Source organism: Microbacterium sp. DWRC1-3 (genome assembly GCF_049896645.1).
In the GTDB taxonomy this organism is placed as follows: Bacteria; Actinomycetota; Actinomycetes; order Actinomycetales; family Microbacteriaceae; genus Microbacterium; species Microbacterium maritypicum.
The window spans coordinates 1,211,836-1,227,043 of the sequence record NZ_JAFCUS010000001.1 but is presented as its reverse complement, the minus strand read 5'-3'; the positions used below and the strand labels follow the sequence as shown (position 1 = coordinate 1,227,043).

11 protein-coding genes are annotated in these 15,208 nt (G+C 69.9%); 8 read left to right on the top strand and 3 right to left on the bottom strand.

All coding sequences use genetic code 11. The annotated features are described in order from the left end of the window. Positions 1 to 8: 8 nt before the first annotated feature. From ACP699_RS05855 to ACP699_RS05845, 3 genes are all read left to right on the top strand, one after another. The gene (locus ACP699_RS05855) at positions 9 to 635 is read left to right on the top strand and encodes a gamma carbonic anhydrase family protein (RefSeq protein ID WP_017828749.1); all 627 of its coding nucleotides are present in this window, start codon (positions 9 to 11) and stop codon (positions 633 to 635) included. Continuing rightward, positions 632 to 3,601 carry an aminotransferase gene (locus ACP699_RS05850; RefSeq protein ID WP_426169939.1) on the top strand — a complete coding sequence of 990 codons (2,970 nt, stop codon included), beginning with the start codon at positions 632 to 634 and terminating at the stop codon, positions 3,599 to 3,601. Before ACP699_RS05855 ends, ACP699_RS05850 begins: the two co-directional genes overlap by 4 nt. Positions 3,602 to 3,760: 159 nt before the next feature. After that, complete coding sequence (locus tag ACP699_RS05845; RefSeq protein ID WP_235562436.1) at positions 3,761 to 5,188, top strand: APC family permease; 1,428 nt, start codon at positions 3,761 to 3,763, stop codon at positions 5,186 to 5,188. 83 nt (positions 5,189 to 5,271) lie between these two features. On the opposite strand, the gene gdhA is transcribed toward ACP699_RS05845, so the two are convergent. Together gdhA and ACP699_RS05835 are read right to left on the bottom strand one after the other, a co-directional pair. Next, the gene (gdhA, locus tag ACP699_RS05840; RefSeq protein WP_017828746.1) at positions 5,272 to 6,642 is read right to left on the bottom strand and encodes an NADP-specific glutamate dehydrogenase; all 1,371 of its coding nucleotides are present in this window, start codon (positions 6,640 to 6,642) and stop codon (positions 5,272 to 5,274) included. Positions 6,643 to 6,774: 132 nt separating this feature from the next. Beyond that, positions 6,775 to 9,468: a phosphoenolpyruvate carboxylase gene (locus ACP699_RS05835; protein ID WP_426169934.1), complete on the bottom strand. Its 2,694-nt coding sequence runs from the start codon at positions 9,466 to 9,468 to the stop codon at positions 6,775 to 6,777. Between the two features lie 111 nt (positions 9,469 to 9,579). Between ACP699_RS05835 and nhaA the strand changes: the two genes are divergently transcribed. The 4 genes from nhaA to ACP699_RS05815 all read left to right on the top strand — a co-directional run bounded on the left by nhaA (position 9,580) and on the right by ACP699_RS05815 (position 13,787). Continuing rightward, positions 9,580 to 10,749, top strand: coding sequence for a Na+/H+ antiporter NhaA (nhaA, locus tag ACP699_RS05830; RefSeq protein ID WP_055864677.1), 1,170 nt, complete (start codon positions 9,580 to 9,582; stop codon positions 10,747 to 10,749). A gap of 36 nt (positions 10,750 to 10,785) precedes the next feature. Continuing rightward, complete coding sequence (locus ACP699_RS05825; protein ID WP_426171536.1) at positions 10,786 to 11,460, top strand: MazG family protein; 675 nt, start codon at positions 10,786 to 10,788, stop codon at positions 11,458 to 11,460. A 68-nt stretch (positions 11,461 to 11,528) separates the two neighbouring features. Then, positions 11,529 to 12,779: a histidine--tRNA ligase gene (gene hisS, locus ACP699_RS05820; RefSeq protein WP_426171534.1), complete on the top strand. Its 1,251-nt coding sequence runs from the start codon at positions 11,529 to 11,531 to the stop codon at positions 12,777 to 12,779. A gap of 186 nt (positions 12,780 to 12,965) precedes the next feature. Beyond that, complete coding sequence (locus ACP699_RS05815; RefSeq protein WP_426169929.1) at positions 12,966 to 13,787, top strand: SGNH/GDSL hydrolase family protein; 822 nt, start codon at positions 12,966 to 12,968, stop codon at positions 13,785 to 13,787. Here ACP699_RS05815 and ACP699_RS05810 read toward each other — a convergent pair. Then, positions 13,756 to 14,301 (bottom strand): VOC family protein, encoded by a 546-nt coding sequence (locus tag ACP699_RS05810; RefSeq protein WP_426169926.1) that lies wholly within the window; start codon positions 14,299 to 14,301, stop codon positions 13,756 to 13,758. The genes ACP699_RS05815 and ACP699_RS05810 overlap by 32 nt on opposite strands. Before the next feature lie 87 nt (positions 14,302 to 14,388). Here ACP699_RS05810 and ACP699_RS05805 point away from each other — a divergent pair, with 87 nt between their 5' ends. After that, a complete protein-coding gene (locus ACP699_RS05805) occupies positions 14,389 to 15,183 on the top strand; it encodes a helix-turn-helix domain-containing protein (RefSeq protein WP_426169923.1) in 795 nt (264 codons plus the stop codon). Positions 15,184 to 15,208 lie beyond the last annotated feature (25 nt).

Sequence of the window (15,208 nt, the reverse complement as noted above, 5' to 3'; positions counted from 1 at the left end):
CTGGCGGCATGTTGTACGAGCACCTCGGGGCTCGGCCCCGCGTCCATGACACCGCCGTCATCGCCCCCACCGCCGTGATCTCCGGCGACGTCGAGATCGGGCCGGGCTGCCAGGTGCTGCACGGCGCCGTGATCACCGCCGAGGGAGGAGCGATCACCCTCGGTGAGCACGTCATCGTGATGGAGAACGCGCTCATCCGCGCCACGGCGGCGAACGCCGTGCACATCGGGTCGCACACCCTGATCGGCACGCTGTCCAGCATCGCGGGCGCGACCGTCGGAGAGGAGACGTTCCTCGCCTCGGGGTCGCGACTGTTCAACGGTGCGCTGATCGGGCCGCGCTGTGAGGTGCGCGTCAATGCGATCGTGCTCCGTCGTGCCGTGCTGCCGGAGGGCACCGTCGTCCCGATCGGCTGGGTGGCCGTCGGCGACCCCGCGCAGTTGTTCTCGCCGGATCGTGAGGCCGAGATCGCGGCGGCGCAGCCCGATCTCGACTTCCCTGGGCATGTGTTCGGTGTCGACCGCGACACCCCCGACCTGATGGTGCAGCTGACCGAGCGCTACGGCACGTCGCTCGCACGGCATGCGCACGACGTGAGCATCGACGGCGCGCACCACCGGCAGCACCGCGCATGACGGGCGGAGTGGGCCTGGTCCGCCCCGACGTGAGCACGGCGGATGCCGCGCGCATCGCCCTGGACTGCTATGGGATCACGGCGAGCGCGCAGGAGCTCGGCAGCAATCAGGACCGGAACTTCCTCCTCACGGCGGAGGACGGCGCGAAGAGCGTGCTGCGTATCGACAACGCGGTGTTCGGCGATGCGGCGCGCGACGCGCAGCATGCCGCCCTCGACGCCTACCGCGACGCGGGGGTCCGGGTGCCGGCGGTGCTCCCGGGTCTCGACGGTGCGCTCACCCAGCGCTGGAACGGATTCGCCGTGCGGCGCAGCGAGTTCGCCCTGGGTGAGCCGCTGGTGGATGCGGGGTATCTCGCCCCGGTGGTGCTCGCCGAGTTCGGGGCGCTCGCCGCCGCTTCCGTGAATGCGCTGGCGCCCCTCCGTCATCCCGGTCTCGATCGCCCGCAGATGTGGGACATGCGCGTCGCGCACGAGCAGACCACGGCACTCGCACCGTCCATCGCCGACGCCGCACTGCGAGGGCGCGTGCTGCGTGCGGCGGCGAAGGCGGATGCCGCTCTCGCCCCGCTCGCCGTGGGCCTTCCGGTGCAGGCGATCCACGGCGACCTCACCGACGACAACGTGATGGGCACGCGGGGCGACGATTCCCGCCTGCATCCGCACACGGTCCTCGATCTGGGCGATCTCGGACTCGGATGGCGCGTGGCCGAGCTTGCGGTGTGCGCATCGTCGATGCTGCACCACGAGCCTGAGCGGCCGCTGCGCGTGATCGAGACGATCGCCGCCTTCCACCGGGATGCCCCGCTGAGCGTGGCGGAGGCCAGAGCGGTCTGGCCTCTCGTGGTGCTGCGCGCCGCGCTGCTGGTGGCGAGCGGGTGGCGTCAGCTCGAGATCGACGGCGACAACGACTACGCACGGGAGCGGATCGCGGGCGAGCAGGCGATCTTCGACGCCGCGACCCTGCTGCCGCTGGTCGAGATGACCGAGCACGTGCTCGTCGCGATCGGAATCGACGAAGGCGGCTTCGATGCGGCGGATCTGGCGGCGGAGGCGGAGGTCGCCCCTCTCGCCTCGCTGCTGCCGGATCTCACCGGCCGCGTCGCCGTGATCGATCCCGGAGTCGAGTCCGCAGCCCTCGACGGCGGGCGCTGGCTCCGGGAGGACGCGGAGGAGGAGCTGATCGCCGAGGCGATCGAGCTCGGGGTCGCCGTGGCGGTGATGCCGTACGGCGCGTTCCGGCTGACGCGAGCGCGCGTCGACGACGCGGAGCCGGGGCAGACCTGGGCGACCGCCTGCGAACTGCACTTCCCTCCGGGGCCCCGGGCGCGGGTGGCGGCGCCCGCGAGTGGGCGTGTGACGCAACGGGGCGGGACCGCTCGGCTCATCCTCGACCTCGACGGTCCTGGCGGCGGCCACGACTGGGTGCTCGAGATCACGGGACTCGATGCGGAGGAGCGCCGTGAGCGTCCTGTGGGCGCCGGCGAGACCGTGGGGTGGCTCGCCGCAGCTTTCGAACCGCGGCGGCTGACGGTGGGCATCCGGCGAGACGATGCTCCGGAGCAACAGGCGGACGGCGCAGCCCTGGTCGCCCCCGACCGCGTCCCGGCGTGGAGCCGGCTGAGCGCCGACCCCGCACCCGTCCTCGGGCTACCCTCCTTCACGCAGCATGACGATGCCGCGGCGGAGCTCGGCCGTCGCGAGAGGATCTTCGCTGCGGCGCAGGAGCGCTACTACGAGCGTCCCCCGCAGATCGAACGCGGCTGGCAGCACCACCTGATCGACACCACCGCGCGCACGTACGTCGACATGGTCAACAACGTCGCAGGTCTCGGCCACGCCCATCCGAAGGTCGCGGACGCCGCGGACCGCCAGCTGCGGACTCTCGCCACGAACTCCCGCTTCCTGTTCCGCGACCTCGCGGAGTACAGCGAACGACTTCTCGCCCTGATGCCGGAAGGCAGCGACCTCGACACGGTGCTGCTGGTCAACAGCGGCTCGGAGGCGGTCGATCTCGCCATCCGTCTGGCGCAGGCGGCGACCGGTCGTCGCACGGTCGTCGCGCTGCGAGAGGCCTATCACGGCTGGACGATGGCGAGCGATGCGGTGACCACCAGCGCCTATGACAACCCCTTCGCGCTCGCCACGCGCCCGGACTGGGTGCACATCGCCGATGTGCCCAACCGCTTCCGCGGCACGTACCGGGGTGCGGACGTCGCCGACGCCTATCTCGCCGACCTCGCGACCGATCTCGATCGGCTGCGGGAGGAGGGACGGGAGGTCGCGGCGTTCCTGTGCGAGTCGATCCTCGGCAACGCGGGGGGCGTGGTGCTCCCCGACGGTTATCTCGCCGGGGCCTACGCGCAGATCAGGGCGGCGGGCGGGGTGTGCATCGCCGATGAGGTGCAGGTCGGCTTCGGGCGGATGGGGTCCGCCTTCTGGGGGTTCGAGCTCGCAGAGGTGGTGCCCGACATCATCACGATCGCGAAGCCGATGGGCAACGGATTCCCGATCGGCGGGGTCATCACCTCGAAGCGCATCGCGGACGCGCTGTCGACGCAGGGCCAGTTCTTCTCCTCCGCCGGCGGCAGCACGCTCAGCTGCCGGGTCGGCATCGCGGTGCTCGATGCGATGGCCGAGGAGGGGCTGCAGCACAACGCGGCAGTGATCGGCGCGCGCCTCGCCGAGGGCCTTCGGGGCCTCGCCGACCGGCATCCGCTGATCGGCGTCGTCCACGGCGAGGGGCTGTATCTCGGTGTCGAACTCGTCCGTGACCGCGACACCATGGAACCGGCGGCCGCCGAGGCCGCGGCGATCTGCGAGCGGATGCGTGAACTCGGTGTGATCGTGCTGACGACATCCGAGCGGTCCAACGTCCTGAAGATCAAACCACCGCTGTGCCTCACGGCGCACAGTGCCGATCATGTCGTCGCGATGCTGGACAGGGTGCTGACCGAAGGGTGGTGACTCGGGCCCTCATCTTCGAATCCCGCTGTCCATTGGATTGTTAAAAGCGTATTTCGAACCGAATTCGTCGTAGCGCTGGCGATTACCTCCGGTCCATACTGTTCCTCAGCGTCGGACGATCCGAAGTCCGACCCATGCGCTGTTCCCCGAGGAGTACCCATGGCAACGAAGACGAAGCCGCTGGCGCAAGGCGGAGGGACGCTCCGACGAAATCTGGGGTTGTGGGCCATCGTCGGGCTCGGGCTCGGCTACATGACACCGACGGTCGTCTTCGACACCTTCGGCATGGTTGCCCGTGACACCGACAACGTCGTTCCGGCGGCGTACCTGGTCGCGCTGGTCGTGATGGTCTTCACCGCCATCAGCTACGGCAAGATCTCCAGCGCGATCCCGAGTGCCGGATCCGCCTACACCTACGTGCGCGAGTCGATCCATCCGAACCTCGGCTTCATGGTCGGTTGGACGTCGCTGATCGACTACGTGCTGCTGCCGATGGTGAACTGCCTCATCATCCGCAGCTATCTCGAGGCGCTCTTCCCCGAGATCCCCGGGTGGATCTGGGTCGTGCTGTACTGCATCCTCGTGACGAGCATCATCTACCTCACGATGCGCGGCACCTCGAACCTGAACATGATCCTGCTCATCTTCTCGATCATCGTGATGGTCGTCTTCGTGGTGATGGTGATCGCACAGCTGATGCGCGGCGAGGGTGCCGCGACCGTGGCCTCGATGACCCCGTTCTTCCACGACGGCGCCACGATGAGTGCGGTGCTGATGGGCGCCACGATCGTGTGCTTCTCGTTCATCGGCTTCGACGCCGTGACGATGTACGCGGAAGAAGCCAAGGACCCGAAGATCATGCCCAAGGCCATCCTGCTGACGGTGCTTCTGGGAGGCGCGATCTTCCTCATCTCCGGCTACCTCACGCAGCTGCGCTTCCCCGACTGGAACGAGTTCGCGCCGGGCGGCGACATGCAGTTCGTCGAGGACTCCACGCTGCCGGTCATCGGCAACCTGGTCGGCGGCCCCGTGCTCATGGCGGTGCTGACAGCGGCCGGCTTCTGCGCCACCCTCGCCTCTGGCCTGGCTTCGCACGCCTCGGTGTCGCGGATGCTGCTGGTGATGGGCCGCAACAACGTGCTGCCGCAGCGGGCGTTCGGCTACATCAATCCGCGCACCCACACCCCGACCTTCAACATCGTGCTGGTCGGCGCCATCTCGCTGCTGGCCATCCCGTTCACCCTCGAGCTGATCGCCGCGTGGATCAACTTCGGCGCGCTGATCGCCTTCACCTTCGTGAACATCTCGGTGATCGCGTGGTTCGCGATCCGCAAGGGCCGTCGCAAGACTCCCGGCGACATCTTCAGCTTCATCGTGATGCCCGGTATCGGCATGGTGCTCACGGGTCTGCTCTGGGCGAACCTGCACGAAGACGCCCTGCGCGGTGGCCTGGTGTGGACCGCGATCGGGGTCGTCTACCTCGCCATCATCACGAAGGGCTTCCGCAAGAAGGTCGTCGCCTTCGACGAGAACCAGGCGGTGACCGGATACAACAAGGTCGTCAAGGTGCCGGTCGACGAGAGCTGACCCGACATCCCGACACGAGAAGAGCCGCCTCCCCGGAAGGGAGGCGGCTCTTCTGTTTCGAGGAACCTGTGTCGAGGAAGGGGTCAGATGACACCCTGGGCGAGCATCGCCGCGGCGACGCGCTCGAAGCCGGCGATGTTGGCTCCGGCGACGTAGTCGCCCGCGACATCGTGGCGCTCCGCGGCGTCGAAGGCCGCATCGTGGATGTCGGCCATGATCTCGCGCAGCTTGTTCTCGCTGTCGCCGAAGCTCCAGCGCTGACGCGAGGCGTTCTGGCTCATCTCGAGCGCGGAGGTGGCGACGCCACCGGCGTTCGCGGCCTTTCCGGGGGCGAACAGCACACCGGCCTTCTGGAACGCCTCGACCGCATCCGGCACGCACGGCATGTTCGCGCCCTCGGACACGGCGCGCACGCCGTTCGCGATCAGGGCCTGGGCATCGGCGAGGCTGACCTCGTTCTGGGTGGCGGAGGGGACGGCGATGTCGACCGGGACCTCCCACACGCTGCCGCCTTCGACGAAGCGGGCGCTCGGGCGGCGGTTGGCGTACTCGACGATGCGGGCGCGCTCGACCTCCTTGATCTGACGCAGCAGGTCGAGGTCGATCCCGGCGTCGTCGACGACGTAGCCGGAGGAGTCCGAGGCCGTCACCGCGGTGGCGCCGAGCTGGGTGGCCTTCTGGATCGCGTAGATCGCGACGTTGCCCGATCCCGAGATGCCCACGCGCTTGCCGGTGAGGGAGTCGCTGTGCACGGCGAGCATCTCCTGCGCGAAGAACACCGCGCCGTACCCGGTGGCCTCGGTGCGCACCTCTGCACCGCCCCACCCCGTCCCCTTGCCGGTGAACATGCCGGACTCGTGGCGGTTGGTGACCTTGCGGTACTGGCCGAAGAGGTAGCCGATCTCGCGGCCGCCGACGCCGATGTCGCCCGCGGGCACATCGGTGTGCTCGCCGAGGTGACGGTAGAGCTCGTTCATGAACGACTGGCAGAAGCGCATGACCTCGGCGTCGGACTTTCCGTGCGGGTCGAAGTCGGATCCGCCCTTGCCGCCGCCGATGCCCTGGCCGGTGAGCGCGTTCTTGAAGATCTGCTCGAAACCGAGGAACTTGATGATCGACAGGTTCACCGAGGGGTGGAAGCGCAGTCCGCCCTTGTATGGGCCGAGCACGGAGGAGAACTGGATGCGGTAGCCGCGGTTGACCTGCAGCCTGCCGGCGTCGTCGATCCACGGCACGCGGAAGAGGATCTGGCGCTCGGGCTCGACGAGTCGCTCGAGGATGCCGCCGTCGACGTATTCCGGGTGGCGCTCCAGCACAGGTGCGATCGAGTGCAGCACCTCGTGGACGGCCTGGTGGAACTCCGGCTCGTAGGGGCTGCGGGAGAGCACCGTGTCGAAGACGGGCTGCACGGATGCGGCGAGCGGATGGAAGTCGACGGGAGACGTAGCGGTCACGCGGAAGAGCTTTCTGGTGGGGGATGGTGGTGCAGGCGATCGTGTCGCGTGAGGCTGTGCCGGATCCGGCAGAGATTTCACTCTAGTGGGCACCGAAAGCGAGGGTTCCCGCTCGGTCGGTGGCGACGTCGGTCACCCGGTGTTCTGCAGGCCGGCGGCCACACCGCTGACGGACAGCAGCAGCAGCCGCTGCTGTTCCGGGTCGGCGCCGGAGCCGGTCGGATCCTCTGCGGCCGAGCGGAGGGCCCGCAGCGCGCGCAGCTGCAGCAGCGAGAGCGCGTCGACGTAGGGGCTGCGCAGCTGCACGGCGCGCTGCAGCACGGGCTTGTTCTCGAGCAGGCTCTCGCCCCCGGTGAGACGGATCACCCAGCGCCGCGTGGTCGCGAGCTCGTCGAGCACGAGCTGTGCCAGATCGTCGCGGTCGCCGAGGGCCAGGTACTGACGGGCGATGCGCTCGTCGGTCTTGGCGAGACTCATCGCGACGTTGTCGATCATGGTGCGAAGCAGCGGCCACTCCCGGTACGCCTCCACGAGCAGCTCTTCGTCGCCGACCGCGTCCAGGGCGGTGCCAAGTCCGAACCATCCGGCGAGGTTGATGCGGGCCTGCGTCCAGGCGAACACCCACGGGATGGCCCGCAGGTCTTCCAGCGATTCGACCGAGAGCCCCCGGCGGGCGGGGCGGGAGCCGAGAGCCAGCAGCCCGATCTCCTCCATCGGGGTCACGGTGGCGAACCAGGGGGCGAAGCCCTCCGCCTTCACGAGCGAGAAGAAGCGCTCCCGGGAGGCCGCGTCCATGATCGAGGCGACCTCGGCATAGCGGGCGGCCGCCCGGCTCGTGCGCTCCTCCTCAGTGGGGGAGGATGCCAGCAGCGTCGCCGCCGCGACCTGGTCGATGTGCCGCATGGCGATCGCGGGCTCGCCGTAGCGGGCGAAGATGACCTCGCCCTGCTCGGTGAGCTTGAACCGGCCGTCGACCGAGTGCGGAGGCTGCGCGAGGATCGCGGAGTTGGCGGGCCCGCCGCCGCGGCCGAGCGCACCGCCGCGACCGTGGAAGAGGGTCAGCTCGATGTCGGATTCCTGCGCCCACCGTGCGATCTTCTCCTGCGCCTCGTACAGGGCGAGGTTAGCGGCGACGGGGCCGACGTCCTTCGACGAGTCCGAGTAGCCGAGCATGACTTCGAGCCGATTGCCGGTGGCGGCCATGCGCTCGCGGAACTCGGGGAACGTCACGGCCTCCGCGAGGATGCCCGGTGCCGCCTGCAGATCGGCGAACGTCTCGAACAGGGGCACCACGTCGAGCACCGGGGCGTCGTCACCCAGCGCGTAGCGGGCGAGACGGTGCACGTTCGCGAGGTCGGAAGCCGCCTGGGTGAAGGAGACGACGTAGCGCCCGGCGGCGCGCAGGCCACGGTCGTTCTGGATGTCCGCGATCGCGCGGAACACCTCCAGCACCTCCTCGGTCTGCGCGCTGATGGCCTCGCCGGCATCGAGCTCGGCCAGGGCCTTCGCGTGCACCTGGGAGTGCTGGCGCACCTCGAGCTCCGTGAGGTGGAAGCCGTAGGTCTCGACCTGCCAGATCAGGTGCTGCACACCGCCGAACGCGTGCCGCTTCGCTCCGGCGTCCGCGAGCGAGGACTGCACCGCGCGCAGATCCGCGAGCAGTTCCTCAGGACGCGAGTACGCCTGAGTGCTGTCACCGTGACGGGTCGCGGCGACGCGACGCGCCAGCACCAGCAGCACGCGACGGTGCGGCTCGTCGGGCGAGCGGGTGGCGAGTTCGGCCGCCAGGTTCGGCTCCGCCGCGGCGAACCGCTCCCACAGCGCCGTGACCTCGACGCTGGGCGGAGTGTCGTCGGAGGCGAGAGTGAGGGTGCGGCCGATGCGATCGAGCGCGCGCTCGAGACCGCGCAGCACATGGTCGGCCGCGATCTGGGAGGCCTCGCGGGTCACGGATGCCGTCACGAAGGGGTTCCCGTCGCGGTCGCCGCCCACCCAGGAGCCGATCCGCACGAAGGCGGGAACGACCGGGGCGGTGGCGCCGGAGTCCTCTCCGCGGAGCGCATCGTCGATGCGGCGGTACACGTGCGGCACCGTCGTGAAGAGCGTCTCGTCGAACACCCCCATCACGGTGCGGACCTCGTCGGTCGGGGAGGGCTTCTGCGACCGCAGCGGGGCCGTGCGCCAGAGGGTGTCGATCTCCTCCAGCATCCGGCGGCGGGCACGGTGCTCCTCCGAGCCGCCCTCGCTCGCGGCATCGTGCTGCGTGAGCAGCTCGGACAGGCGGCGGATGCTCGACGACACCGCGCGTCGGCGGGCCTCGGTGGGGTGCGCCGTGAAGACCGGGTGGAAGCGGAGCCCCTCCAGTCGGCGGCAGGCCTCGTCGTCGCCGACCTCGGTGCGCAGCCGCGCGTACGCGGTCGCGACGGTGTCGGCGGCGTCCTCCCGGCCCGGCTGTCCGGCGCGCTCGCGCAGCACGCGCACGCGCTGGTGCTCCTCGGCGAGGTTCACGAGGTGGAAGTAGCAGGTGAACGCGCGGGCGACCTCGTCGGCCCGAGCCACCGTGAACGACTCGGCGATCGCCGCCGCGCGCTCGAAGGCGTCGGAGGTCTCCTCGTCATAGGCCTGGATCGTCGCCAGACGCAGCCGTTCGACGTCTTCGAAGAGGTCGTCGCCGCCGGCTTCGCGCAGCACCTGCCCGAGCAGCTGCCCGAGCATCCTGACATCGGTGCGCATGGCATCGGGGATGCCGCGGCCGGCTTCGAATCGGCCGATCACGCGGATGGCCTCGGTGTTCGTGGGCTCGGAGAAGGAGTGTGCGGGGGTCACACTTCGAGAGTATCCCTCGTCAGAGGAGTGTCCTGCACGCATGACGATCTGCTTCGCGATCGGGCGATGACGAGAGGCGCCGAGGCCTGTCGGCGACCTACGATGGGGGGAATGCGCATCTCAGCGAACCCCCTCCGCGGGCAGCAGTTCCCTGCCGTCCTCCTCCTCATCGCGGCCGGCCTCGGACTCCTGCTCGCGAACCTGCCGACGCACGACGCGCTCGCCGCCTTCCTCGATCTCCACATCGCGATCCCCGGCACGGCCCTGGATCTGTCGATCGCGCACTGGGTGTCCGACGGCCTTCTCGCCGTCTTCTTCCTCGTCGTGGCCATCGAGCTGCGCCACGAGCTGACCCACGGCGAGCTCGACTCCCCGCGCAAGGCCGTGCAGCCCGCCATCGCGGCGACCGGCGGCGTGCTGGTCCCGATCGCGGTGTACCTGCTGATCGCCGGCGGCGACAGCACGACGGCTCCGGGCTGGCCCATCCCCACGGCGACCGATATCGCGTTCGCCCTCGGCGTGCTGGCGATGTTCGGCAAGGGACTGCCCTCGCGCGTCCGCGTCTTCCTGCTCGCCCTCGCGATCCTCGACGACATCATCGGCATCATCTTCATCGCCGTGCTGTTCGCCGATGACGTGCAGTGGCTGCTGTTCGGGCTCGCGATCGTCGGCGTTGCCGTCTTCTGGGCGCTGAGCAGACTGCTGCACGCCAAGGGCCACCCGCTGATCGCCGTCGCCATGGCCCTGGTCGGCGTGATCACCTGGGGTCTGGTCGCCTCCTCCGGCATCCACGCCACGATCGCCGGCGTGCTGCTCGGTCTCGTGATGTCGCCCGTGCCCGCCGGGCGCACCAGGCACGCACTCGAGCCGACCGTGAACGGCGCCATCCTGCCGCTGTTCGCCTTCGTCGCGGCGTTCGTGGTGATCCCCGCCGTCTCGATCACCGAGCTGTCGCCGGCGTTCTGGGCGATCGTGGTCGCGTTGCCCGTGGGCAAGATCATTGGCATCTCGCTGTTCGGCTGGCTCGCGATGCGCATCCGTCCGAAGGGCGCCGATCCTGCGCTGCCGTTCGCCGACATCCTCGCCGCCGGTGCCCTCGGCGGCATCGGCTTCACCGTTTCGCTGCTGCTGGCGAACCTCGCTTTCGCCGACGACGGCGGCATCAGGGACCAGGCGATCCTCGGTGTGCTCGTGGGGTCGTTGATCGCTCTGGTGTTCTCCGGGATCATCGTCTCCCTGCGGGCGCGCTGGTACCGTCGGGTCGCGTCCGCATCGTCATGAGGAATGTTCCGGCCCTCGCCGCTTCCGGCCGGGTCGATGCAAGGAGGAAGCGTGAGCTCTGAGTCCCCGGCCACGGCGGACGCTGCCGATCCGCTGCGTCAGGCAGCCGAGACCATGCACGCCGTCCGGGAGCGTTGCGTGTGGTCGCAGCGGATCACACACCGTGACCTCGTGCCGTACCTGATCGAGGAGTCGCACGAGGTGATCGACGCCGTCGAGAGCGGCAGCCGCGACGACCTCCGCGAGGAGCTGGGGGATCTGCTCTGGCAGGTGCTGTTCCATTCGGCGATCGCGGCACAGGACCCGGACGATCCCTTCGACATCGACGACGTGGCACGCACGCTCACCGAGAAGATGGTGCGTCGGCATCCGCATGTGTTCGCCGGCGAGGTGGCCGAGACGCCGGAGCAGGTGCTGGTGCACTGGAACGCCGCGAAGGCGGCGGAGAAGCGCACCCGCCGCAGCGTGCTCGATGGTGTGCCGCGGGGGATGCCGGCGCTCGCGCTCGCCCAGAAGCTCGCCGGTCGCGCGGCGGGAGTGGGCGTCGCGGTGGAGTCCGCCGCCGCCCCGGCATCGGAGGACGAGCTCGGTGAGGCGCTCCTGGCACTGGTGGCGACGGCGCGTGCGCAGGGCTGGGATGCCGAGCGGGCGCTGCGCGAGCGGTTGCGCGTACTGGAAGACGACGTGCGGGCCGCCGAAGCCGCATCCTGATCCCGGCACGGGGGCGTCGACAGACCTGGGAAGATGGAACCGTGGCTACCGTGAACCCGCCGCGCGGCATGCGCGACATCCTCCCCGCCGACAAGGCCCGCCGTGAGCGCGTGCTCTCCGTCATCCGCGAGCGCTACCGTGCGCATGGATTCGACGAGATCGAGACGCCCGTCGTCGAGGACTACGATCGCCTGCACGCCGGCATCGGCGGCGACAACGAGAAGCTGTCGTACAACATCCTGCGCCGCGGCCTCGACGCCGACGCGATCCGCGCTGCCGCCGACGACCCGGCCGCCCTCTCGGACCTCGGCCTGCGCTACGACCTGACCGTGCCGCTCGCGCGCTTCTACGCCAGCAACCGCGGCCAGCTGCCCACGGTGTTCCGCTCGATCCAGATCGGTCCGGTCTGGCGCGCCGAACGCCCGCAGAAGGGGCGCTACCGCCAGTTCGTGCAGTGCGACATCGACATCATGGGAGATGACTCGTCGCGCGCCGAGGCCGAGCTGATGGTCGCCTCGCTCGACGCGGTCGACGCGCTGGGTCTCGACGGCGCCACCGTGCGGATCAACGACCGTCGGGTGCTGGACTGGATGCTGGACAGTTTCGGGTTCACCGCCGAGGAGCGCCCCGGGGTGCTCATCACGATCGACAAGCTCGACAAGATCGGGCCCGAGGGTGTGGCGGCCGAGCTGCGTGAGCGCAGCGCCTCCACCGCAGCCGCCGACGCGTTCGATGCGTTCCTGCGTCGTCCGCAGACCATGGAGTACAACCCGTTCGGCGAGCGGCAGATCCGCAAGGCGCTCCCCGATGGTGCCCCGACCGAGTTGGTCGAGCACCTGGTCGGAATCGGCGAGGCGGTGGCCGCGGGGCGGGGGCAGTCCGACATCCCCCTGGTCTTCGATCCGTTCCTCGTGCGCGGCATGGGGTACTACACCGGCACGATCTTCGAGCTCGCGCACCCCTCGGTCGGCTACTCGCTCGGCGGTGGCGGTCGCTATGACGGCATGATCGGCCGCTTCCTCGGACAGCAGGTTCCCGCCGTGGGCTTCTCGCTCGGCTTCGAACGCCTCGTCGACCTGATCGCCGACGAGGCCGATGCGACCGCACATGCCGTCGTGCTCATCCACGATGCCGACGTTCCGGTGCACGAGCTCGTCCGGCACAAGGCGGCGCTGATCGCAGGGGGCGCGAGGGTGCGGCTCGAGCGACGCACCAAGAACGTCAAGGCGCTGCTCGAGCGTTCGGCGGCCGACGGCTACACCGCCTTCGCGACCGTCTCCGCCGGCACCGGCGAGCTGGAGCTCAAGCCGCTGTCCTGACCGGTCCGGCCCGGTCCGGTCCGGTCCGCCGCGCCGGGACATCTGTCGGGCGGATGCACGGATGTCGGGGGAATCGCCGTGGCTCTGCCCGACATCCGCACGAAGTCCCGACAGGTGCACCCGGAATGACGGGGCGTCCTTGCTCCCGTTCACGCCGCGTTCACGATGTCGGGGTGGAATCGGGGCGTGAGTCGCGTTCGGAACCTCGTCGTCGTGCCGCCTGTCCTGGTCGGGGTGGCACTCGTCGCGCTCCTGGTCGGCTTCCGTCTCGTGCTCCGGCAGCAGGCGGCGCTCGCACGACGCCGGATCGGGAAGCCGCTGGGCGAGGAAGCGCTCGATGCGGATCGCCTCTGGCGTCGAGGTCTCGACGGAGAGCCCCTCGAACTGCTCGTACTCGGCGACTCGGTCGCCGCAGGCCTCGGGGCCGAGCATCGCAAGGAGACCCTCGGCGGGCGGCTCGCGAAGGCGACGGGACGCCGGATGCATCGGCCGGTGCGGCTGCGCACGGTCGCCGTCGTCGGCTCGGAGTCGCCCGATCTCCCCGGCCAGCTCGATGCCCTGCCCACGGATTACCGTCCGCACGTGGCCGTGATCGTCGTCGGAGGGAACGACGTGACGCACCGGTTGCCCGTGGCGCTGTCTGCACAGCACCTGCACGACACGATCCGCCGGCTGCGTGAGAGAGGGGCCGAGGTCGTCGTGGGCACCTGCCCCGACCTCGGTGCGCTGCGTGCGGTGCCGCAACCTCTCCGCCGCCTCGCCTCCAGCCTGTCCCGCCGTCTCGCCGAGATCCAGGACGAGACGGCACGGCGGGCGGGCGCCGAACCGGTCGATCTGCGTCGAGCGGTGGGAGCGATGTTCTTCGACGAGCCCGAGGCGATGTTCAGCCTCGACCGCTTCCACCCGAGCGCGCTGGGCTATCGCCGCACGGCCGAGGCGCTGCTTCCCGCGGTGTGCCGTGCGGCCGAGGCATCGCTCAGCTCGCGCCGTCTGCCGGTGCCGCGCTGAACGAGGCCGCCCATTCCGCCACCCGGCGGCTGCTCTCCTCGTCGGAGATGTCCTCCACGCGGGTCATGACCGACCAGCGCACCCCGAACGGGTCGCGGATGCTGGCGAATCGGTCGCCCGAGACGAAGGGTGCCGGGGCTTCGCGCACGGTCGCTCCCGCGGCGACGGCCTTCTCGACGACCGCATCGACGTCGGAGACGTACAGCCCCATCGAGTAGCAGTCGTCGTCGCCCCCGGGGGAGCGCACGAGGCGGTACTCGGCGTTCGGCTCTCCGAGCTGGAGCAGGCCGAGACCGAAGTCGAGGTCGGCGTGGGCGACGACTCCGCCGAACTCGGTCACATCGATGACGCGTGCGCCGAAGACGTCGCGGTAGAACTCGATGGCCTGCTTCGCATCCGGGATCGCCAGGAAGGGAGTGAGCGAGGTAGCGCTGTTCGGGCGGCCGTTCGTCGTGTAGGTACCGCTCGTGCCGGTCGTGGAGGTGTCGTGGGTCGTGGTGTCGTCGTTGCTCATGCCGCCACGCTAGGCCGGGCGAGGTGCCGGCGGCTTGAAGATCCGCGACAGCCTTCGGGCGTCGGCGGTGGACCCTACGCTGGGCGCATGGTGAATCCGACCCGTGGTGTGCTGTATCCCGCTCGCCTGCCGCAGTTCCACCGGCTGCCGGCACCGTCGGCAGTGACGGGTCTGGTCGCATGGTTCTGGATCCCGGAGTGGGACATCGCACCAGGGCGCTCCTCGCAGCAGGAGATCGTCGCCTATCCGGCCCTCAACCTCGTCGTCGATGCGGAAGCCGTGACGCTGTCGGGCGCGACGACCCGCGCGTCGCACCGCGACCTGCGGGGGAGCGGATGGGCCGTCGGTGCACTTCTGCGACCGGCGGCGGTCGCTGCGCTGATCGAGGATCCGTCATCCCTGGTCGACGGCGAGCGGGTGCTCGACCACGAGGCCGGCGATGTCGCCGCGCTTCGCGATGCCGTCGTCTCGGCGATGGGCTCGGACGAAAGGCACAGAGAGCGTGCAGTCGAGGCCTTCTCCCGCTGGCTCGAGGAGCGCGCGTCACCGGTCGGCGATCCTGCACGCCAGGCCAACGCGGTGATGGACGTGCTGATGGGCGATGACCCGGCGTTCACCCCCGAGGAGGCGGCGACCAGGCTCGCCGTCTCGGTGCGCACCCTGCAGCGGATGACGCACCGCTACGTCGGCCTCTCACCCGCAGCGATGATCCGGCGTCGGCGGTTGCAGGAGGCGGCGCAGCGTGTGCGCGAGGAGCCGGGAGCCGATCTTGCCTCGATCGCCGCCGAGCTCGGCTACGCGGATCATGCGCACCTCACGCGCGACTTCCAGACCGTGCTCGGGATCGCCCCACGGGCGTACCGCTCCGAGGCGAGCGGCTGACCTCAGAGCGGCTGACCTCAGAGCG